Here is a 20,499-nt window from a genome sequence, read left to right on the forward strand (position 1 = left end):
GGGGCGGCCGGGCAAACCGCCTCTGCGCCGCTCAGTTGCTGACCGTACTGAGTTCTCATGCAGCACGACCGAATACATAAAAAGGAGACAAGACCATGATGAATCGCCGCCATTTCTCGGCATCCATGGGGGCTATGGCACTCTCGCCCTCGGTATTTGCACAGAGCGCTTATCCGCAGCGCCCCATTACGCTCGTCGTGCCCTTCTCGGCGGGCAGCGTGGTGGATGTCCAGGCCCGCTTGATCGCGAAGGCGATGAGCGACAACCTCGGCCAGCCCATCGTCATTGAAAACCGGGTTGGAGTGAGCGGGTCCATCGGCGCCGAGTTTGTGGCGCGTGCTGCGCCCGACGGTTACACCATCCTGCTCGGCACCCAGGGCACACAGGGGACCAATACCGTTCTCTTCAAGAACATTCGCTACGACCCGGTCAAGGACTTCGTGGCCATCCATGGGCTGACAGGTAACGCCAACGTCATGGTCTGCAATCCCAATACGAAGTTCAAAACCGTCGCCGACGTGATCGAGTTCGGCAAGCAACAGCCTGGCAAGCTCAACTTTGGATCAGGTGGAAATGGCACGTCTGCCCACCTGTGTCTGGAGTTGCTGCAAACCCAAACCGGCGCGCGCTTCAATCACATCCCCTACAAGGCCACCACTGCGGCCCTGGTTGATCTGATTGCGGGCAATGTGGATGTGCTGTTCGACTATGTACAGACATCTCGGGCGCACATCCGGGACGGAAAAATCAACGCGCTCGCAGTGACCAGCACCAGCCGCCTTGCCGCGCTGCCCAACGTACCCACCATGACCGAGGCCGGAATCCCCAGCGTGGTGGCGATGAACTGGGGCGGTATCTTTGCACCGGCCAATACGCCTGAGCCCATCGTCAAACGTTTGTCCGATGCAGTGGGGCAGGCACTGAATTCGCCCGAGGTCACGGCGGCGCTGGACGCGGTCTCGAGCGTCAAGATCGGCATGCCACACGAGCAGTTCACGCCTTTCGTGGCCACCGAGGCCGCCAAGTGGGCCGAGGTGATTCGCAAGTCCGGAGCGAGCCTCTGATGTCTGCGCCCAAAGTGGCCGTGGTCACCGGCGCGGGCAGCGGCATCGGCCGTGCACTGGCGTTGGCCTGCGCCAGCGAAGGCATGGTGGTGGTGGCGGCGGATATCGATGCAGAGGCCCTGGTCGCCACGCAGGCGCTGGTGGAGGCGACGGGCGCCGCTTGCCTGGCTCAGCGCTGCGATGTGTCCAACGCCGCAGACGTGGAGCGGCTGGCCGAGGCCAGCTGGAGCCAGTGTGGCGGTGTGGACTGGCTTTTCAACAACGCAGGCGTGGCGGTGCTTGGGGCAGCCTGGGATGCCACTGACGACGACTGGCAGTGGGTGCTGGGCGTGAACCTGATGGGGGTGGTGCATGGCGTGCGCAGTTTTGTGCCGCGCATGCGGGCCCGGGGAATGGCAGCCCACATCGTCAACACCTCATCGGCCGCTGGCCTCGCCACTATCGGCGGTTCATCCGTGTACTGCGCCAGCAAACACGCGGTCGTCGCCTTCTCGGAATGCTTGGCCAAGGACCTGGCGCAGGTGGGCGCTCCCATTGGCGTGTCCGTGCTGTGCCCCTCCTTGGTGGCCACGCGCATCGACCAGTCACAACGCAACCGGCCTGCCGCATTGCCAGCGGCCGGCCCTACGGCTGCCGCCTATGGAGAGCGCGTGCGTGCCGGTATGGCTGCTTCTGACATCAGTGCCGAGGATGTCGCACGCGCTGCGGTCGACGCGATTCATGCGCGCCGCTTCTACATCATTCCCCATGCCCACACTGGCGCGTCCGTGAGAGACCGCAGCCAAAAAATCATGGGCGATTTCCACCATATTCACCAGGAGAGTCTTCAGTGACCGCTGCCCACCCATCCACCGACCTTGCCGCCTTGCATGACCATGTGAGGGCCCTCACAGAACGCGTTGAATGCATGGAGAGCATCGAAGCCATCCGCGCGCTGCGTGCCCGCTATCACGAATTGGTGAATGAGGATGCGGGCAACCGCCTCTACGAACTGTTTGCACACGACGCGCATGTGGCCTACGGTGGGCGCCCCGAAGTGCGGGGCCGCGACAACATCCGTGCGTTCTTCGCATCGTTTCCGGTGCAAACGGCCCGGCAGTTCATCCACAGCCATGTCGTCCAGGTTCAGGGCGACCGAGGCACAGGGTCCAGCTACCTGGACGGCCGGCCCGTGCGGGACGGAAAGAGCTTTTATGTGGTGGGCCGCTTTGACGACGAGTACATCCGCCTGGAGGGCCAGTGGCTTTTTCAGCGTGTGACCTTGAGCGTGCACTACATGATCGAGGCCGCTGAGCGTTGGGGCCACCTCATTCCGCTGCAAGGGGTTCGTTGATGCACCGCACAGCCACCATGGCCTCATTGCCTTCCTTGTTTGATCTGACCGGCCAGCGAGCGCTGGTGACGGGCGCTGCGAGCGGTCTCGGGCTGGCCATTGCAGAAGCCCTGCTGGAGGCGGGTGCGGAAGTCGTGCTGTCCGACAGCGATGCGCCAGCGCTGGATGCTGAAGTGCAGCGTCTGCGCAAGACGTATACAAAGGTGCAGCAGCGAGTGATCGACGTCAGCGACGGCGCCGAGGTGGACCGCCACCTCGACGCCATCGCGGCCGAAGGGCCCATCGACTGCGTGTTTGCCAACGCGGGCACGAGCGCCGGACGCGGCTTCCTGGTGGAGCAGGGGCGCCTGGAGAACGTAGACCCGGCATCGTGGGAGCGGGTGCTCCAGGTGAACCTGAGCGGTGTGCTGTCCACGCTGCGCGCGGCCACCCGCCACATGAAGCCCCGGGGACAGGGCCGGATCATCGTGACTTCGTCCATTGCGGGGCTGAGGGCGGAGGCGCACTCTGGCTACGCCTACGTGGCCTCCAAGGCAGCAGTGAACAACGTGGTGCGCCAGGCGGCCATCGAGCTGGCGCCGTTCAACATCCTGATCAATGCCATCGCCCCCGGCCCCTTTGCCACCGGCATCAACGGAGGCCGCTTGCGTCTGCCGGAGAGCGCCGAGCGTATGCGCACCTACATCCCGCTGGGCCGCATCGCCCAGCCGCATGAGATTCAGGGGCTGGCGCTGCTGCTGGCTTCGCCGGCATCGAGCTACATGACCGGAGCCATCATCCCCATCGACGGCGGTGCGAGCGCGCGTTAGCACCTGAGACCATCCGTTCATTCCTATCCAACCACGAACACAGTGAAAGCAGCACCATGATCATCGTCACAGGCCATGTGATTGCACGCCCAGACACACAAGAGGCCGTTGAGCAACTGGCCGTGGAGCATGTCCTGCGCTCCCGGGTAGAGCCAGGGTGCATATCCCACGAAGTGAGCCGCGATGTGCAGCAGCCGCTACGCTTCGTGTTTGTGGAGCGCTGGGAAAGCATGGCCGCACTGCAAGCCCATTTCCGTGTGGTAGCCTCGCGCACGTTCGCGCAGTCCATGGCAAGCTTGTGTCAGGAGTCACCGCAGATCGATATCTATGAGGCGACAGCTGTTGCGGTACGCTGATGTCGCTGGTTCCAGCCTGGCAATCTAGGCCATGAGATGAATCACGGGACCGATTTTTCGCCGAATGACATTTGTGACCTCAAAACAGGCCACACATCCATTTTTGTTGAGCGGTGACCGATTCCAGCGCGCTCGGTATGAAAGTCCTGACTTTGGCAAGCTCGGTGCCAAAACCGTAGGTTTGACTTGTCGTCTTCAGACTGCAAGCATCTATCCGTTCCCGCAGCGCTAACGTCCGCTTTGACTCCAGAGAAACACTCCCAGCAGACTTCACAGCGCACCAACCGACGCCTCCAATCCGACGACAGAGTGAGGCGCGGATTTACAAATATCCCGGGTCAAATCTCCGTTTGTTCTGAGATTTCAAGTGCATCGTCTACTTCTATGCCGAGATACCGCACCGTTGATTCCAGCTTGGAGTGACCAAGCAGCAGTTGCACAGCGCGCAGGTTCTTTGTGCGTCGATAGATCAAAGTCGCCTTGGTCCTGCGCATCGAATGAGTTCCATACTCTGAGCGATCAAGCCCAAGTTCATCGACCCAATGTCCAAGAATCCTAGCGTACTGTCGGGTTCCCAGGTGGGGCGATCCGTGCAGTCTGCTGGGGAATAGGTAGTCATCAGATCTCAGCGCAGCCTGCTTGATCCATGCTGATGGGGCGTCCCGAGTCACTGCGGTAATCTCGAACTGGACTGGGCGCTTGGTTTTACTTTGCAAAATCGTCGCCCGTGATGCCAATTGATCGCCATGTGACACGTCGCGAACCTTCAGTGCAACAAGATCACATCCACGAAGTTTGCTGTCGATGCCTAAGTTGAAGAGCGCCAGCTCGCGAAGGCGTCGCTCCATCTGAAGTCGCACACGCAGAGCCCAGATTTCCTTGATCTTGAAGGGTGCCTTTTGCCCGACGATCTTGCCCTTGTTCCAAGGCTCATGATGCGCATTGCTGGCCGAAGTGTCCATGGCGGTCCCCCATTGATGGAGATGGCCTCGGAGCATGCGCGCATGCGGCACGTAGATATTGCGATTCATCAAAACAAATCACCTAGACCGGAGGGGCATTTGCTGCAATCTATGCGCAGCTTGTAGGGAGCCAACCCCTGTACATGCGCCAGCTTATCCCGCAAGCTCAGCCAAGGCCACCGTCATGCGCGACGGCGCGATGCCGACGATCTCTGGCTCCGCAACTTGATACTTCACAAATGGGTCTTCTTCCACCCGGCTTTCATCTCGGCCTTGTCGCACTAGCGTCCGTTTTCTGAGATTAAGCGGAAATTGGCCTGCTAGTAGCGGAAGGCTGCAATCGCTGCAAAACGATCGTTGGGTCCATCCTGTGTTTCGCGATGTGCGTGAAAGCCGCTTCTAAACAGGGGCCGTAGCGCCCTCCTAAAAATGGGCTCCGCCTGCTCCAGCCCCTGTGTCGGGTGATTCAACACACCCAGCCAGACCTGAATCACATCGGTCACCATCCGCCTGAAGCAACTCCCCAACTCCCAAGCAACCTTTGCCATTTGGAAACCATACGCACCAGAACTCGGCATCTTTGCTGTTTTGATTTTCAGGGTACAGAGTTGATTCTCACGATCAAGATGCTGAAAACAGCCCGTCGCGAGCGCCCGGGTTCCACGCAGCGTTGCTATTTGCCTCTCCACAGCTGTTGCATGGTCCCTGGCGCAATGATTGGTTAGGGCAATTGAACCCAGTTCTGGTTGTTGCCGCCGTTGCAGGTCCAGGTCAGAAGGGGAGTGTCCTGCGCCGTCGCATTGTTGGGCACGTCCAGGCAAGCGCCTGAGGCGCGGTTGCGTAGAGTAGAGCTCACTAGCGACCACTGCGCCGTGTTGCCCGCGCTGCAGGCCAGCTGCACCACGCTGGCGCCGCTCGCTGCGGCGCTGTCCTGCGCCAGACACAGGTTGCTGTGCCGCGCCACCAACTGCACATAGCCGCCTGCCCCGCTGCGCACCGTGAAGGTTTCGTTGTTGGCCGTGCCGCAGGGCCATTGGATGGCCACTGCACCAGCATTGGCCGAGGCCCCACGGATGTTGACGCACAGGTTGCTGTGGCTGGAGCGCAGGCGCGTGGTGTACTCGGACGCGGTGTCCAGCGAGCGCACGTAGTCGGCCAGCGCCTGCCGGTCGGCTGCGGGCAGGCCTGCTACGTTGCCGTGGCCGCCCGCGATCACGTCCAGCACACTGGTCTTCTGGCCGTTGTGCAGGTAGGACTTGGCGGCCCAGCTGCCCAGCAGGGTGGGTGTGTCGAAGCCCACGCCGGCCAGTGGCTGGTTGGCACCCTTGCCGGACGAGGGCTGGATGCTGCCCACATCGTGCCGAAGTCCATCCTGGAAAGTCCCGCCCGCATGGCAACTGGCGCAGTTGGCGTTTGCGAACAGGGTCTGCCCGCGCGCAGCCTCCACCGTGAGGCTGCCATCGGCGGCGCGCGCCGGGCTGCGCAGGTACTTGTTGAGCGATGCCAGGTAGGCGGCCAGGTCATCGAGCTGCGCATTGCGGCCGGCCTTGGGTGTGCCCAGTGGGTCGCTGGTCGCGGCAAAGTCCGCGTCGCTCAAGAAGCCGGTGCCGCCGAAGGCGCTGCGCATGTCGTTCTCGAAGTCCTGCACCTCGTCGAAGTTGGCGCTCCAGTGCAGCTTGCCGTGGCCGGTGCCGCGCCGGCCTTGCAGGCTTATGGTGCGGCGCAGGCCCTCGCCGCGTTGGGTGAAATCCCAGACCATGCCGTCGTCGCCACCGTCGGCGTGGCAGCTCGCGCAAGACATATAGTTGTCCTTGCTCATGCGCCGGTCTGCGGCGTTGTAAAACACCAGCTTGCCGCGCAGAGCGGCCGCTGCCATGGGCTCCTGCGCCACCGTGGCGATGTTCTGCAGGAACACGGCTGCCGCGCTGCGCGAGGCCAGCACGTCAGCCACATCGTGCACGGTGACCGAGCGCGCGAGGAAGTTGTTCACGAACAATCGCTTGCGTGTGGCATCCAGGTACAAACCGTGCGGCGCGCTGCTGGCCTTTATCTCGCCGCGCACAGCGCGGGTGTAGGCATCGACGATGGCGATGTTGTTGCCCTCCATCTGCGCGACGAACAGGTAGTCACCCGCAGGGGAGAAGAGGGCGGCGCGCGCGGGGGCCCGGTCGTCGAAGTCGATCTGCTCTGGCAGCAGGTGCGTGGCCTGGGTCAGATCCACCTGCGAGAGGATGGAGCGCACCGTCTGGTCGTGCAGCAGGTCGTTGCCGTCGCGGAAGCGCCCGCGCACAATGTTGTCCTTCTTGCCCGGCAGCACTGCGCGCGAGCCATCGGGCGAGATCACCACCTGGCTCAGGTAGTTGGCCACGCCGCGCGCGCTGTTCTCGGTGTCCACTGTAGTCGTGTCCACAGGCAGAGCGATGGTGGACAGCAGTTGCATGCCATTGAGATTCACCTTGTGCAACTGGCCGCCCGTCATCGTCGATTTGAAGCGTGTGATGTAGGCAGTTTGAGAGTCTGCCGCCACTGCAATGCCGCGCAGGTCGCCTTCGAGCGCCAGTGTTCCCGTGATGCTGCCGTTGGCAGGATCGAAGGTGAGCAGGGTAGATTTGCTTTCCAGCGAGAGCAGTCCCTTGCTGCCGTTGGGGGTGAACGCCACGCCATAAGGGCCGCTGCCGTAGGCCAGTGCAATGGTTGCGGAGATGCTGCCATCGGTTGGGTTCAAGGCTACGAGCTTGTCCTCGCCCTGCACGGTGACCCAGAGGCGGCCGTCCGGTGCGCGGGCCAGGGTCTTGGGCTCGTCGCCCACGCGGGTTTCCCAGCGCTTGGTCAGGGCCGTGGCGTCGATGGCCGCGACTGTGCCGCTGTCCGGGTTCACCGTGTAGATGCTGTTGGCGTCGCCGACGATGTTGCTTGAATGCGTGGGTGCCGTGGCCGTGGTCGGGAAGGTCACCGTTACGTTGTAGGTGTAGAAGGTCTCCAGACCCGCTGCGTCGCGCACCGTCAGGGTCACGGTGTAGTGGCCGGGGCGGTTGTAGCTGTAGGTGGTGTTGGCCTGGGACGAGAAGGCGGTCTGCGTGCCGTTGCCGAAGTTCCAGCGGTAGGTGACGCCCGTGCCACCGCCCAGCCGGGTGGGGGCGAAGTTCAGCTGCCCGTTCACCAGCTGCGGCCCGCCGCTCACGCCCGCATCGCCGATGATGGCCTGCGAGCGCAGCTGCGCGACATCGGCATCGCTGAGGACACGCCCGTAGACACGCACATCGGCCAGGCTTCCGCGGAAGAAGTCGGCGTTGCCCTGGATCTGCCCGAGCAGCGCGAACTTGTTGGACAGGCCCTTGGTGCCGGTGAGGCCTGTCGAGCTGGTCTTGGCGCCGTCGATGTACAGCGTCTGTGCGCCTGAGGCCGCGTCGCGCGTCATCACCACGTGGTGCCAGTTGCCATCGTTCACCGCAGCAGTGGAGCGGGTGCCGGGGTTGTTGCCCGCCGTGTTGCCCACCGAGAGGTTCATGCGGCCGGTGTTGTCGATCCAGCCCCAGAACACGTCGTCCGCACCGCCGGACTGGTCGCGCCCGAAGATGCCGGGCGCAGTCCAGGCGTTGGCCGAACCGTTCTGCGTGGTCTTCATGTAGAACGCCAGCGAGGCCGTGCCACCCAGGGCGGTGGCCACACCATCGTTCTTGAGCGGCACGCCGCCGGTGCGCTGCGCAAAATTCAGGCCGATGCTGCCGAGCTGGTCGGCTGCCGAGGCCGTGCCATTGTTGGCGCTGATCTCATCGGCAAGCCCGCTGGTCAGAGGCCAGTGGTTCATCAGGCTGATGTCGGTGGCGTTGCCGGTGTGGAACACGGAACGGTACTGACTGGCGATGGCATTGCCTGCATAGTCCTTCACGCCGCCTGCGGGGAGCAGGATTTCATAGGTGGTGCCCGCTGCCAGGGGTTGTGCAGGGTGGAAATTGATGATGCCCAGTTGCACGCTGTAGGTACCTTGAAGGGTGTTGCCATTGACAGGGCGCACGATGAAGGTGCTCGCGTTCACGCTCTCGGGCAGGATGCTGTCCGTCAGACCTACGCCGATGCGCGAGGTCAGCGCCTGCTGCTTGGCGCCTTGGGTGGGCGATGTTTGCTTGACTGCAGGCGGTGTGGTGTCGCGTGTTGTCTGGTGCACGATGAAGCCGCTGCCCGAGCCGTGGTCGTTGCCGATGAACAGCAGGTTGCCCATGGGCGCCACCTGGCCGTGGTCGGAGTGCGAGTACTCGGGGTCATTGGTGGCGAACAGGCTGCCCTGGCCAACCTCCACGTGGTTGAGCGGGTTGCTCACGTCCACCTTGTGCACCTTGAATTGCGCGCCCTGGAACACGTAGTGGTCCTGCATGCCGCAGTACAGCTGCTCGTCGATGACCAGGCGGTTGTCCTCCACCAAGAACTGCGTGCGGTCGGACAGGTCGTAGCTGTACATCTTGGCGCCGCCACCGCGGGCCGAGGCGTGCAGGTTGCGGCCGTCGAAGCAGGTGGCGTAGTAGTTGGGGTTGGAGCCCACGGTGTCTAGCACCTTGGGGTTGAGCGGGTCGGAGATATCGAGGCTGGCGAAACCGTCGGTATTGTCCATCGAGGTCAGCACCATGTGGTTGCCCATGGTGAAGATGGGGCCGACGCGAAAGCCGCCGAGTTCGCCAGTGGGCACGGGGTTGGGCTTGCCCGCGCCGCGGTTGGCGATGACTGCATTGGCCGGGTCGCTGGCGTCCACGATGTACACGCCGTCGTTGGCCGAGGCCACGTACACGTAGGGTGCCTGCCACCACAGCTGCCAGGCCACGTTGGCATAGTCGCCGCCGTTGACGGTGGGCAGGGCCAGCTTCTTGACCTGCTGGATGTTGTTGATGTCAGTGAAGTCCCAGAACTCGATGCCCTTGATGCTGGGCACCACCACGTACTGGCGGCCATTTATCTTGGCCGTGCCGAAGGCGTGCGCCTCGCGGAATTCCTTGGTGCGCCCCTCGGGCTCGTAGATCTTCTTGACGAGCACGATGGCGCGCGGGTTGGACACGTCGTAGAGCAAAAAGCCGCCGGGGCCCAGGCCGCTGTCGGGTGCGAAGGAGGTCAGGAAATAGCCGTTGAGCATGATGCCCACGTTCAGCCCGTAGTCCTTGCGGCCGGGGTAGGTGGCCGGCACGTCGCCCGAGGCGCGGGTGATCATTGAGACCGGCTTGAACAGCTCGGCCGAGGTGTAGGTAAGGTTGCCCAGGCCCGGCCCTTGCAGCGGGAGCGGAATCTCGGCGGCCTGCGTGACCGTAGCCGCCATGGTGGTGAGGGTGGTCATGGGGCTGACCCCCCTGATCGCCGCATGCGTGAGTAAGGTGGCGAACGGCAACAGCAGTGCCATCAGGTAATACCGGATTTTCATCGTCGTCTCCTGTGTGTGTGGTCCTTGGTGAACCTTCTTCCTCGATCTTTCCGACAGCCTTTCGAAGGCGCGCGCAGGCACGCCGGCCGGTGGCATCACCGCCACCGGCCGCAGGGCTCTTTCTCCTGGGCTCCCTCTCTTCTTTTTTGCTCTTCAGTGCGCAGCCTTGAGCGCGCGGTGCTTTCGCTGCGTCAGGATGTGTGTGTTCCCGTGCTGTAGATGTCCCAGGCGGCTGCCGCGCTCGCGCCGCGGTGGATCATGGCCATCAGCGCATCGACCACGGCCGATGGTTTCGCGTGCTGGTACACGTTGCGGCCGTAGACCATGCCCACGGCACCCTGGTCCAGCAGCACGCGCGAGCGTGCGAACACCTGTTGCAGGTCCTCGCGGCCACCGCCGCGTACCAGCACCGGGCAGCGCGCGGCCTGCACCACGCGGTGGAATTCGGCGGGGTCGGTGGTCGGGTCGGCCTTGACGATGTCGGCACCCATCTCGCGCGCCAGGCGCACCAGGGTGACGATCTTCTCTGCGTCGCCATCGACCATGTAGCCGCCCTGTTCGCTGTGCGGGCGCATCACCAGTGGCTCGATCATCAGCGGCATGCCGTAGCGGCCGCAGTCGGCGCGCACGCGCGCAATGTTCTGCACGCACTGGCGAAACAGGTCCGGCTCATTGGGCAGCATGAACAGGTTGACCACCACGCAGGCCGCATCGCGCTGCACAGCCGGCAGCACCGGGTCGTGCTCGTTCTGCAGCAGGGCCCACATCACGCGGTGGGCGGTGGCGTTGTAGGGGTTGCCCATGTCGATGCGCATCACCAGCGCCGGCTTGTTGCGGCCCGGGCGGTCCTGCAGCAGGTCGGCCTGGCCGTAGTTGAGCTGGATGGCATCGGGCGCGGCGGCCACGAGCTTGTCCATCACCTGGGGCATGTCTTCCAGGCCGTTGAGGAAGCTGGGCTCGTTGCATACGCCATGGTCGAGCGCGATGTCCAGGCAGCGGCCGTTGGTGAGCAGGCGGTTCAGGCGTGCGGTCTTGTCTTTCGACATACGAAGAAGTCCTTGGGTTGTGGGATGGATACGGGTCAGGCCAGGGCCTTCAGATGGGCGCTTGCGGCATCATCGATGCGCTGTACGGCCTCCTCGGGCAGCTCCAGCGCACCGGCGGTCGCGTTCTCGGTGGCCTGGGACCGCGTGCGGGCGCCGCACAGCGCCACCGACACGCTGCCATTGGACAGCGTCCAGGCAATCATCAACTGGCCGAAGGAACAGCCGAACTGCCGGCGCAGGGGCTCCAGCTCGTCGAAGAAGGCCTTGAGCCGGGCACGGTTGGCCGCGCTGAAGCGCGGATTGCTGGCGCGCTGGTCATCGCCCGTGAACTGGCGCGCCGGGTCGATGGGGCCGGCCAGCAGGCCCAGTGCCAGCGAGGAATAGCCCAGGATGGTGACATTGTTGCGGCCGCACAGCGGCAGCAGGGTCTGCTCGATCTCGCGGTCGATCAGGCTGTAGCGCTCCTGCGCGGCATCCACGGGGCCATGGCGCAGGTACTCGGCCAGGGTCGGCGCATCCACGTTGCTCACGCCGATGGCGCGGATCTTGCCCTGCTTCTTGAGGTCGAGCAGGGCGTCCATGGTCTCTTCGACTGGCGTGGTGCTGTCCTGCCAGTGGGTGATGTACAGGTCGATGTAGTCGGTCTGCAGGCGTTTCAGGCTCTCCTCGGCCTCGTGGAAGATCGATGCGCGGCCCAGGTGCCGGTGCACGGGGTGGCCATCCTCGTCGAAGAAGTGCGTGCCCTGCTGCGTATGCCAGACCAGGCCGCACTTGGTGGCGATCACCGCCTCGTGGCGGCGGCCCTTGAGTGCGGCGCCGACGAGTTGCTCAGAGGCGCCCATGCCATAAGCCGGCGCGGTGTCGATCAGCGTGACCCCGGCATCGAGCGAGGCGGCAATGGCTTCGGTGGCTGCAGCGCTGTCCTGGCCGCCCCACATCCAGCCGCCCATGGCCCAGGTACCGAGGCCAATGGCCGAGCACTCGATGCCCGACGCTCCGAGGGTGGTGGTCTTCATCGCAGCATTCATCATCACGGCATTCATCGCTTGGTCTTTCGGGTGTTCATGAGGTGGTCGATGGTCACGGCGGCCAGCAGGATCAGGCCCTTGATCACGTCCTGCCAGTAGGGCGAAACGTCCAGCAGGATCAGCGAGCTGGTCACCACCGAGAGCAGGGCCAGACCCAGCACGGCACCGAGCACCGTGCCCGAGCCTCCCTTGAGGCTGGCGCCGCCGATCACGGCGGCGGCGATCACGTTGAGCTCCATGCCCACGCCGAAGGTTGGTGTGGCCGCGCCGAAGCGCGCTGTGTAGATGACACCCGCCAGGCCGGCCGAGGCCGCGCACAACACCGTGACCCAGAACTTCACGTGGCCCACGCGGATGCCCGAGTACAGCGCCGCCTTCTCGTTGCTGCCGGTGTAGAACACGCGGCGCAGCAGGCTGGCTCGGCGCAGCACGAAGTCGCTGACCACCACGATGAAAAGGAAGATCAGGATCACCGCCGGAATACCGAACAGCGTGCCCTGGCCGATGAACTTGAACGAGGCCGGCAGCGAGAACAGCGACTGCGGCGTGCCCTGGGTGAGCGCCAGGCACAGGCCGCGCACAATGACCATGAAGGCCAGCGAGGCGATGAAGTGGTTGAGCCCGATGCGCACCACGCAGCCGCCGATCATGGCCCCGATGAGGGCGCTGGCGGCGATTGCGATGAGCCCGGCCGTCCAGGGGTCGAACCCCATCAGGAACAGCTTGCCCGTGACCACCATCGCAAAGCACACCACCGAACCCACCGACAGGTCGATGCCGCCCACGATGAGCAGGATGGTCATGCCCACGACCACGATGCCCTCGATGGAAAACGAGAGCAGCATGGCGCGGATGTTGTCCCAGGTCAGGAAGTAGGGCGAGGCGAAGCTCATGCCGATGCACAGCACCAGGATGATGACCAGAAGGCCCATCTCGCGCATGCTGGTCAGCCTGGTTCCGCCCGGCTTGCCGGGCCCTCCCTGGGGTTTCTCGCGCAGGGGCTGCAGGCCGGCCACGCTGCCGGCATCCAGTTGTGCGGGGTGATTCATGCCATCTCCTCTTGTTGTCGTTCCAGTCCCGAGGCCAGCCGCAGCAGGGCCTCTTCCGTCATGTCCTCGCCTTGCACCTCGCCCGCGACGCGGCCATCGCGGATCACCAGGGCCCGGTCGCACAGCCCGATGATCTCGGGCAGCTCCGAGGAGATCACCACCACGCCCACGCCCTGGCAGGCCAGGTCGCGCAGGATGTGGTGGATCTCCGACTTGGCGCCCACGTCCACGCCGCGCGTGGGCTCGTCCATCAGCAGCACCGCAGGGTTGGTCGCCAGCAGCTTGGCGATGGCCACCTTCTGCTGGTTGCCGCCCGACAGGCTCGCCACCTCGATCTGCACGCCGTCGGACTTGAGCTTCAGGCGCGCACCCAGCTCCTGCGCCAGCCGGTGCTCGGTCGCACGCTGCAGCAGGCCGAAGCGCGAGCTCACGCGCGCCAGCGCCATGGAGGCGATGTTCTGCGCGATCGGCAGGTCCAGGTAGACGCCTGCAGCCTTGCGGTCTTCGCTGAGGTAGGCAATGCCTTCGCGCAGCGCATCGCTGTATTTGCGGATGGCGAGCTGCTTGCCGTTGAGGCGCACGCTGCCGCCGGTGGCGGGGCGCAGGCCGCACAGCGTCTGCGCCAGCTCGCTGCGCCCGGCGCCCATGAGCCCGGCGATGCCCAGGATCTCGCCGCACTGCACGGTGAACGAGACGCCATGCACCCGCTCGCCGTCGGCCAGGTCGCTGACTTCGAGCACATGCTCGCCGCGGTCTGCATCCTGCTGCTTGGGCGGGTAGTAGTTGCCCAGGTCGCGCCCGACCATGCGGCGCACCAGGCCGTCGGCATCGAGCTCGGCCAGCAGCCCCGCATGCACGTTGCGGCCATCGCGCAGTACGGTCACGCGCGTGCAGTGCTCAAAGATTTCGGCCATGCGGTGGCTGATGTAGATGATGCCGATGCCCTGGTCTTTGAGGTCGTGCAGCACCCGAAAGAGGGCGGCCGACTCGTTGTCGGTGAGGGCGGCGGTCGGCTCGTCGAGGATCAGCACCTTGCAGTCGAGCGTGAGCGCCTTGGCGATCTCGATCAGCTGCTGGCTGGAGATGGGCAGGTCGCCCACGCAGGCCGCGGGGTCGATGTCCTGGCCCAGGCGCCTGAGCACCTGGGCGGCACGTGTGTTGAGGTCGGCGTAGTCCATCCAGGCCTGCCCGCCCGCATTGGTCTGCGGCATGAAGATGTTCTCGGCCACGGTGGCGTCGGCACACAAGGCGATTTCCTGGTGCACCAAGCCGATGCCCAGGCGCATGGCCTGGGCCGGCCCATCGATGGTGACCACGCGGCCGTCGAGCGCTATCTCGCCCGCGTCCGGCTGGTGGATGCCATCGATGATGTTCATCAGCGTGGACTTGCCCGCGCCGTTCTCTCCGCACAGGGCGTGGATCTCGCCCGCCTGCAGCGAGAAGTCCACGCCCGAGAGCGCATGCGAAGCGCCGAAGCGCTTGCAGATGCCACGCAGCGCGAGCAGGGGGGCGACCATTATGGTGGTGCTCACTCGCTGATGCCCTTGGTGCCGCGGCGGGCGAGGTACTTGTCCCAGTAGAAGTCGTCGGCGTTGGCCTTGCTGACCACGGCCAGGCCGTTGTCCAGGAAGGGCACGGCCATGGGGTTGGTGCCGTTGCGCTTGGCGTCGTTCATCGGGTCGATCAGGCCGGGGTTCTTGGCCAGGAACAGCATCATCATGCCCATGTAGCCCTGCATGCCCTGGTTGGGGTTGATGGCGCCGAACACGTCGCCGGACTTGATCATGTCCAGGATCTTGGCGTTCACGTCGCAGCACATCACCTTGATGTTCTTCTTGGTCTCCACCTTGGCCTGTGCCGCACCCAGGGCCGAGTTGGCTTCGGGCATGAACAGCGCGCCCAGGTTGGGGTTGGCTTGCGCCAGGCTCTGCACGGCCTGGTAGGCCTTGTTCGGGTCCTGGTTGCTCGCGGCGCGGCCCACCAGCTTCATGCCGGGGTGCTTGGTCTTCATGCGGTTGATGAAGGCGGCGATGCGGCGGTCGTGGTTGTCCTGGCCGGGGTTCTCCAGCACGGCGAATTCGCCCTTGCCGTTCAGTGACGCGGCGATCGCGTCGGCGGCCTGTGCGCCTTCGCGCTCGTTGTCCGAGGTGATGAACGAAGTGCGCTTGGAGTTGGGCGAATCGGCCGCGAAGGTGACCACCGGGATGCCCATGGCCGCTGCGCGGTTGATGGGCTCGATGAACGGGTCTGGGTTCATGGGGTGCAGCAGGATGCCGGCGGGCTTGCGTGCCAGTTCCTGCTCGAACGAGGCCAGCTGTTTGTTCACGTCGTACTCCGGCGTGCCGGTGTAGCGGGTGCGCACGCCCAGCGTGCGGCCGAGCTGTTTCATCATTTCGTAGACCGGAAACCAGTACTCCACGCCCGAGACCATCACGTTCATCACGTAGACGTCGCTGGGGTTGCCGCGCAGGCCGCCCGCTGCAGCGGGGGTCGCTGCAGGCTGCTGTGCGAATGCGCTGGTGCCGGCCAGGCCGATACCGGCGGCGGCTGCGGACTTCAGGAAATTACGCCTCATTTTTTGTCTCCTCTTGTTGAACGGTGCAGCATGGGGTGCTGCTTTCTCCAGGGCTGCGATGGGGTGCTTGGTGTCACGACTGTTGTTATGACAGGTAGAATGTAAGCGTGGATCGAATCTCCAGATAGTTAGGGGAAACACTACTGGATATGCCCGCTGGTTCGGCGGAAGCTGTTATGACATGAAGACCCAACTACTGATCGGTATCGACCTCGGGTCGAGCAGCCTCAAAGCCTTGGCCCTGGAGGCCGCGAGCGGCCGCACCGTCGCCCTGTCCCGCATGCCCCTGCAGCACGACCGCCTGCCAGGCGGTGGTTGCGAAGTGGGCGAGCCCATGCTCCGTTCGGCCCTGTCCGCCGTGCTGCGCGATGTGGCCCACCAACTGGGCCGCCGCGTGGCCGATGTCCGGGCCATCGGCTGCACGGGGCATGGCGCAGGCCTGTACGCGCTGGATGCGCGCGGTGAACTCGCAGGCGGGCGCGCCGTGGCCTCGACCGACCAGCGCGCCGGCGCACGCGCCCAGTCCCTGGCCTCCAGCCACGGGCCGCAGCTGCTGGCAGACGTCGGCTGCCAGCCCTGGCCCGGCCAGCCCACCGTGATCGCCGCCGAGCTGCTGGGCAGCGATGCCGTGCGCAGCGGCTCGCTGCAGCGCGTGATGTTCGCCAAGGACTATGTGGGCTTTCTGCTCACCGGCCAGATCGCCACCGACGCCAGCGACGCGAGCACGGCAGGCCTGCTGTCCGTGGCCAGCGGCGACTGGTCGCCGCTGGCCTTTTCCGCTTCGGGCATCGCCGGCTTGGGGCCAGAGGCCTTCGGGCCACTGGTGCGCGGTGGCGAGGTCATCGGCACGCTGCAGCCATCTGCGGCGTCCGTGCATGGACTGCCCGCGGGCATTCCCGTGGCCATGGGCGCCATCGACCTGCTGGCCGCGATGACGGCCGTGCGGGCTGAAGAGCGGGGCCGTGCGGTGTCGGTGCTGGGGACGTGGTGCGTGAATGCCGTGATCGGTCCGGTGCTCGAACCCTTGCCAGACGTGGCGTCCACCGTGAACTTTGGTCCCCGCGACCGGCGCCTGTACATGGAGAACAGCCCCGCGTCGATGGCCAACATCACCTGGCTGGCCGGCGTGCTGGGCTTGCCCGATGCGCGTGCGGTGGTCGACCTGGCGATGTCCGTGCCCCTGGGGCCGGCGGATTGCGCTTCCTGCCCTTCGTGAACGGCGGAGGCGGCGTCACGGCGGGCTTCGTGGGCCTCAAGAGCCACCACACACGCGGCGACATGGCGCGTGCCGTGGTCGATGCGGTGGCGGCCCTGCATGCACGCCACACGGCGCGGCTGGCGGCTGGGGGCTTGCCGGTCTCGGCTTCCACCGTGCTGGGCGGCGGCGCTAGCGATACCCGCCTGGTGCGACTGCTGGCGGGCCTGCTGGGGCACCCGGTGGAGCGCTGTGCAGACGACGAAACCGGTGCCCGTGGCGCGGCGATCTATGCCGCCCGGTCCCAGGGCATCGACCCCCATCCCTTGCACGCTAACTGCGACACGGTCGAGCCCGATGCCAGCCAGGCGCGTGCCCATGCGGACTTCAACGCCTCCTTCAACGAACTGATCGCCACCATGTCCCCTGTCTTTGGCCATCTGGCCGGCCACGCGCCCGAGCGCGCGCCACAGCCTCCCGCGGCGACGGCGGCCCCCGTCCCGCCGCAGCGCGTGGAGGCCTTGCCATGAGCGCCTCCATCCCCTTGCCATTCGTGCGCCCAGCCGCCGTGGCCGGCCGCCACTTCTCCACCGTGATCGTGGGTGCCGGCATCAACGGCGTGGGCGTGTTCCGCGACCTCTCGCTGCAGGGCGTGGACTGCCTCATCGTCGACAAGGGCGACTTCAGCGCCGGTGCCAGCAGCGCGCCCTCGCGCATGATCCACGGCGGCCTGCGATACCTGGAAAGCGGCAGCTTCTCGCTGGTGGCCGAGGCTACGCGCGAGCGCAACCTGCTCTTACGCAATGCACCGCACCTGGTGCAGCCGCTCAAAACCGTGGTGCCGCTGTCGAGCTTTTTCGGCGGGCTGATGAGCAGCGCGCTCAAGTTCCTGGGCCGCACCCCGCCCCAGCGCACGCGCGGCCTGCTGGCCGTGGCCACGGGGCTGCGCCTGTACGACCTCTTGGGCCGGCGCCAGCGCGTGATGCCCAACCACCGCATCAGCCGCGTGCAGCCGGCCGATCGCCTGTTGTTTCGTGCGGCCGTGCGCTGGACGGCGACCTTCTTCGACGCCTGGATCAGCCACCCCGAATGGCTGGTGCTGGAGCTGGTGCGCGACGCCTGCCGCGACCAGCCGCGCTCGGCGGCCAGCAACCACTGCCGCGTGATGGGTTGTGCGGGCAAGACCCTCACGCTGCGCGACGAAGTCACGGGCGAGGTGGTGCAGGTGACGGCCGACGCCGTGGTCAATGCCAGCGGCGCCTGGCTCGACCGCAGCACCGAGCTGCTGGGCGGCGCGGGGCCGCGCGTGATGGGCACCAAGGGCTCGCACCTGGTGCTCGACCACCCCCTGCTGCGCGACGCGCTGGGCGGGCGCATGGCCTATTTCGAGGCGTTGGACGGGCGCGTCTGCATCGTCTACCCCTTCCTGGACCGGGTGCTGGTGGGCTCCACCGACATCCCGGTGGACGACCCCGACCAGATCGCCACCGAGCCGGCCGAAGTGGACTACCTGCTGGAAGTGCTGGGCGAGGTGTTCCCCAACCTGGCCTTCGGCCGCCGCGACGTGGTCTACACCTATGTGGGCGTGAGGCCGCTGGCGCGCTCGGATGCCGACAAGCCGGGGCAGATCTCGCGCGACCATTCGGTGGTGATCGACCCTCCCTCGCCATTGCGCGATATCCCGGTCGTGGGCTTGGTGGGCGGCAAGTGGACCACCTTTCGCGCGCTGGCCGAGGAGGCAACTGACGAGGTGCTGCGCCTGCTGGGGCGCGGGCGCACGGCTTCGACCCGGCAGCTGCCCATTGGCGGCGGCACCGACATGCCGCAGGGCGGGCAGGCGACCGAGCGCTTCATCGACCGCATCGCCCAGGATTCCGGCCTGGGCCGTGTCCGCGCCCAGGCACTGTTGCGCCGCTACGGCACCCGGGCCTTGCGCGTGGCCCAGCATTTCAAGGTGGCCGGCGACGTGCCGCTGCAGCACGCACCCGACTACTCGGTGGCGGAGGTGGCCTGGCTGTGCACCGAAACCGGCGTGATCCACCTCGACGACCTGGTGATCCGGCGCACGCTGCTGGCCATCCGTGGCCTCGTCACGGACGCGGCGCTGGCCGAAATGGCGGGCGTCGCCGCACAGGCGCTGGGCTGGGATGCGGTGCGCGAACGGCAGGAACTGCACAATTGCACCACCGCACTGCGCGAGCGCCATGGCGTGCGCCTGGCCCCCGCAGTCCCCGATTCCGATGCAGCGCCGGCTTTCCATGCATCATCGACCATCCATCCGGCCCTGAGCCCGTCCTGACGTGAATTCACCGACCGAACCCCAGCCCCTGCTCGACCGCAACTCCGAATCGCCCCTGTGGGCGCAGTTCCGCGATGCCCTGCGTCTGCAGATACTGCAGGGCGAACTGGCCATCGGGGCCAAGCTGCCCTCCGAAGCGGAGCTGGGCGAGCAGTTCGGCATCTCGCGCATTGTGGTGCGCGAGGCGCTGGCCGACCTGGTGCGCAACAACCTGATCTACAAGATCAAGGGCCGCGGCGCGTTTGTCGCGGCGCGTGAGCGTGACGAGGACTTCGTCTCCACCGTGCTCGGCTTCTCCGACGAAATGGAACGCAAGGGCCGCTCGGTGCGCACCCAGATCCTGTCGCAGCAGCTGCGTGATCCCACGCCGCAGGAGATCAGCGCACTGGGCCTCACTGACGATACCCAGGTGGTGGCCTTGAAGCGGCTGCGCAGCGTGGACGGCGAGCTGCGCCTGCTGGTCGAGACGGTGGTGCCCGCCGACCTGGCACCCGGCCTGCACCGCATGCGCCTGGACGACCGCTCGCTGTACGACGTGCTGCGCCGCCAGTACGGTGTGCGTCTGGTGCGCGCCGAGCGCTGGATTGACGCCGTGCTGCCCGATGCTGAGACCTGCGGGCTGCTGCAGCTGGAGACCCCAGAGCCGCTCTTGCGCATCGAATCCATCGCCTATGGCGCCAACGGCCGGCGCCTGGAGTACTACAACGCCTTGCACCGCTGTAAGTCCAGTCGCCTGCACGTGCAGACCACGACTTAGAAGGGCGCATTGACTCTACGTGAATCGTCCCTGGTTCTGAGGAGACTCAACACTCTGAGAGGATTGAGCCATGAAGAAGACGCACAAGTTCTCGCCTGAGGTGCGTGAGCGTGCAGTGAGATGGATCAGGAGCGCCGCAGGGGTAGCTGCCACTGTGGGCCACAATTGAGACTGTCGAACGGAAAGCGCTGACTTCTCGAACCCGTATTTGAGTGATTGCTGCAGCGCTCTTGGAAGGGCTTGCGACTTTAGGTTGACAGTCACTTGGTTGAGCAGTGCGCTAGGCTGCAAGGATGCTTGGCAGTGGTTTACGACTTTAGTTGCCCAGAATAATTGCGTTGCGATTCGGAGATGCTGGCAAGAGCAAAGAAGGAAGCCCCGTGGGAACCGCCTTCATCCTCGGTCCCCGCGCCGGATGCGCAAAACGCGCGGGGATAGACAGCTGCTTGCCGAGGCATAGGCGTAGCAACAAAAAGGGCTCCCAGTGGGAGCCCAGTTTGCTTGCCTGACAGTGAGGAAAACACTCCCCATGGCAGCAGCACCCGCGAAGTGCCGCCACCATGGGAAGGCCCGCAACTGCGTCAATTACATGGCGCTGAACTCGCCGTGGGGGATCTTGCCTGTG

14 protein-coding genes and 1 pseudogene are annotated in these 20,499 nt (G+C 65.3%); 8 read left to right on the top strand and 7 right to left on the bottom strand.

Translation table 11 applies throughout. The features are described from left to right. The first annotated feature begins 95 nt into the window (after positions 1-95). The 5 genes from ACSQ22_RS25430 to ACSQ22_RS25450 are packed head-to-tail and all read left to right on the top strand — an operon-like array spanning position 96 to position 3,562. Positions 96-1,064: a Bug family tripartite tricarboxylate transporter substrate binding protein gene (locus ACSQ22_RS25430; RefSeq protein ID WP_228895797.1), complete on the top strand. Its 969-nt coding sequence runs from the start codon at positions 96-98 to the stop codon at positions 1,062-1,064. Next, a complete protein-coding gene (locus tag ACSQ22_RS25435) occupies positions 1,064-1,897 on the top strand; it encodes an SDR family NAD(P)-dependent oxidoreductase (protein WP_436131882.1) in 834 nt (277 codons plus the stop codon). The genes ACSQ22_RS25430 and ACSQ22_RS25435 overlap by 1 nt, the downstream gene beginning before the upstream one ends. Then, positions 1,894-2,397 carry a nuclear transport factor 2 family protein gene (locus tag ACSQ22_RS25440; RefSeq protein WP_436131883.1) on the top strand — a complete coding sequence of 168 codons (504 nt, stop codon included), beginning with the start codon at positions 1,894-1,896 and terminating at the stop codon, positions 2,395-2,397. The genes ACSQ22_RS25435 and ACSQ22_RS25440 overlap by 4 nt, the downstream gene beginning before the upstream one ends. A gap of 17 nt (positions 2,398-2,414) precedes the next feature. Continuing rightward, positions 2,415-3,206: an SDR family NAD(P)-dependent oxidoreductase gene (locus tag ACSQ22_RS25445; RefSeq protein WP_436131884.1), complete on the top strand. Its 792-nt coding sequence runs from the start codon at positions 2,415-2,417 to the stop codon at positions 3,204-3,206. A 56-nt stretch (positions 3,207-3,262) separates the two neighbouring features. Next, a complete protein-coding gene (locus tag ACSQ22_RS25450; protein ID WP_436131885.1) occupies positions 3,263-3,562 on the top strand; it encodes a putative quinol monooxygenase in 300 nt (99 codons plus the stop codon). A 338-nt stretch (positions 3,563-3,900) separates the two neighbouring features. On the opposite strand, the gene ACSQ22_RS25455 is transcribed toward ACSQ22_RS25450, so the two are convergent. From ACSQ22_RS25455 to ACSQ22_RS25485, 7 genes are all read right to left on the bottom strand, one after another. Beyond that, on the bottom strand, positions 3,901-4,524 hold the full coding sequence (locus ACSQ22_RS25455) for a tyrosine-type recombinase/integrase (RefSeq protein WP_436131892.1): 624 nt from the start codon (positions 4,522-4,524) through the stop codon (positions 3,901-3,903). Between the two features lie 721 nt (positions 4,525-5,245). Further along, a complete protein-coding gene (locus ACSQ22_RS25460) occupies positions 5,246-9,925 on the bottom strand; it encodes a LamG-like jellyroll fold domain-containing protein (protein ID WP_436131886.1) in 4,680 nt (1,559 codons plus the stop codon). Between the two features lie 191 nt (positions 9,926-10,116). Beyond that, positions 10,117-10,971 carry a class I fructose-bisphosphate aldolase gene (locus ACSQ22_RS25465; RefSeq protein WP_436131887.1) on the bottom strand — a complete coding sequence of 285 codons (855 nt, stop codon included), beginning with the start codon at positions 10,969-10,971 and terminating at the stop codon, positions 10,117-10,119. A 35-nt stretch (positions 10,972-11,006) separates the two neighbouring features. Continuing rightward, positions 11,007-12,014: an aldo/keto reductase gene (locus tag ACSQ22_RS25470; protein ID WP_436131888.1), complete on the bottom strand. Its 1,008-nt coding sequence runs from the start codon at positions 12,012-12,014 to the stop codon at positions 11,007-11,009. Further along, complete coding sequence (locus tag ACSQ22_RS25475; protein WP_007854392.1) at positions 12,011-13,048, bottom strand: ABC transporter permease; 1,038 nt, start codon at positions 13,046-13,048, stop codon at positions 12,011-12,013. The genes ACSQ22_RS25470 and ACSQ22_RS25475 overlap by 4 nt, the downstream gene beginning before the upstream one ends. Continuing rightward, complete coding sequence (locus ACSQ22_RS25480) at positions 13,045-14,565, bottom strand: sugar ABC transporter ATP-binding protein (RefSeq protein WP_436131893.1); 1,521 nt, start codon at positions 14,563-14,565, stop codon at positions 13,045-13,047. Before ACSQ22_RS25480 ends, ACSQ22_RS25475 begins: the two co-directional genes overlap by 4 nt. Positions 14,566-14,576: 11 nt before the next feature. Next, positions 14,577-15,623: a substrate-binding domain-containing protein gene (locus tag ACSQ22_RS25485; protein WP_436131889.1), complete on the bottom strand. Its 1,047-nt coding sequence runs from the start codon at positions 15,621-15,623 to the stop codon at positions 14,577-14,579. Positions 15,624-15,804: 181 nt separating this feature from the next. Here ACSQ22_RS25485 and ACSQ22_RS25490 point away from each other — a divergent pair. The 3 genes and pseudogenes from ACSQ22_RS25490 to ACSQ22_RS25500 all read left to right on the top strand — a co-directional run bounded on the left by ACSQ22_RS25490 (position 15,805) and on the right by ACSQ22_RS25500 (position 19,874). Further along, positions 15,805-17,348: pseudogene (locus tag ACSQ22_RS25490) on the top strand (FGGY family carbohydrate kinase). Beyond that, positions 17,345-19,117 (top strand): glycerol-3-phosphate dehydrogenase/oxidase, encoded by a 1,773-nt coding sequence (locus ACSQ22_RS25495; RefSeq protein WP_436131890.1) that lies wholly within the window; start codon positions 17,345-17,347, stop codon positions 19,115-19,117. Before ACSQ22_RS25490 ends, ACSQ22_RS25495 begins: the two are co-directional and overlap by 4 nt. Before the next feature lies 1 nt (position 19,118). Next, positions 19,119-19,874, top strand: a complete 756-nt coding sequence (locus ACSQ22_RS25500) for a GntR family transcriptional regulator (protein ID WP_436131891.1) — start codon at positions 19,119-19,121, stop codon at positions 19,872-19,874. The last annotated feature ends 625 nt before the right edge of the window (positions 19,875-20,499 follow it).

Source organism: Acidovorax sp. LjRoot38, assembly GCF_964252975.1.
GTDB classification, from domain to species: Bacteria; Pseudomonadota; Gammaproteobacteria; order Burkholderiales; family Burkholderiaceae_C; genus Acidovorax; species Acidovorax facilis.

Excerpts from the sequence above, each read along its gene's own strand:
- ACSQ22_RS25430 (WP_228895797.1), top strand. The coding sequence starts at position 96 with ATGATGAATCGCCGCCATTTCTCGGCATCCATGGGGGCTATGGCACTC.
- ACSQ22_RS25435 (WP_436131882.1), top strand. The coding sequence starts at position 1,064 with ATGTCTGCGCCCAAAGTGGCCGTGGTCACCGGCGCGGGCAGCGGCATC.
- ACSQ22_RS25445 (WP_436131884.1), top strand. The coding sequence starts at position 2,415 with ATGGCCTCATTGCCTTCCTTGTTTGATCTGACCGGCCAGCGAGCGCTG.
- ACSQ22_RS25450 (WP_436131885.1), top strand. The coding sequence starts at position 3,263 with ATGATCATCGTCACAGGCCATGTGATTGCACGCCCAGACACACAAGAG.
- ACSQ22_RS25455 (WP_436131892.1), bottom strand. The coding sequence starts at position 4,524 with ATGGACACTTCGGCCAGCAATGCGCATCATGAGCCTTGGAACAAGGGC.
- ACSQ22_RS25460 (WP_436131886.1), bottom strand. The coding sequence starts at position 9,925 with ATGAAAATCCGGTATTACCTGATGGCACTGCTGTTGCCGTTCGCCACC.
- ACSQ22_RS25465 (WP_436131887.1), bottom strand. The coding sequence starts at position 10,971 with ATGTCGAAAGACAAGACCGCACGCCTGAACCGCCTGCTCACCAACGGC.
- ACSQ22_RS25470 (WP_436131888.1), bottom strand. The coding sequence starts at position 12,014 with ATGAATGCCGTGATGATGAATGCTGCGATGAAGACCACCACCCTCGGA.
- ACSQ22_RS25475 (WP_007854392.1), bottom strand. The coding sequence starts at position 13,048 with ATGAATCACCCCGCACAACTGGATGCCGGCAGCGTGGCCGGCCTGCAG.
- ACSQ22_RS25480 (WP_436131893.1), bottom strand. The coding sequence starts at position 14,565 with ATGGTCGCCCCCCTGCTCGCGCTGCGTGGCATCTGCAAGCGCTTCGGC.
- ACSQ22_RS25485 (WP_436131889.1), bottom strand. The coding sequence starts at position 15,623 with ATGAGGCGTAATTTCCTGAAGTCCGCAGCCGCCGCCGGTATCGGCCTG.
- ACSQ22_RS25495 (WP_436131890.1), top strand. The coding sequence starts at position 17,345 with ATGAGCGCCTCCATCCCCTTGCCATTCGTGCGCCCAGCCGCCGTGGCC.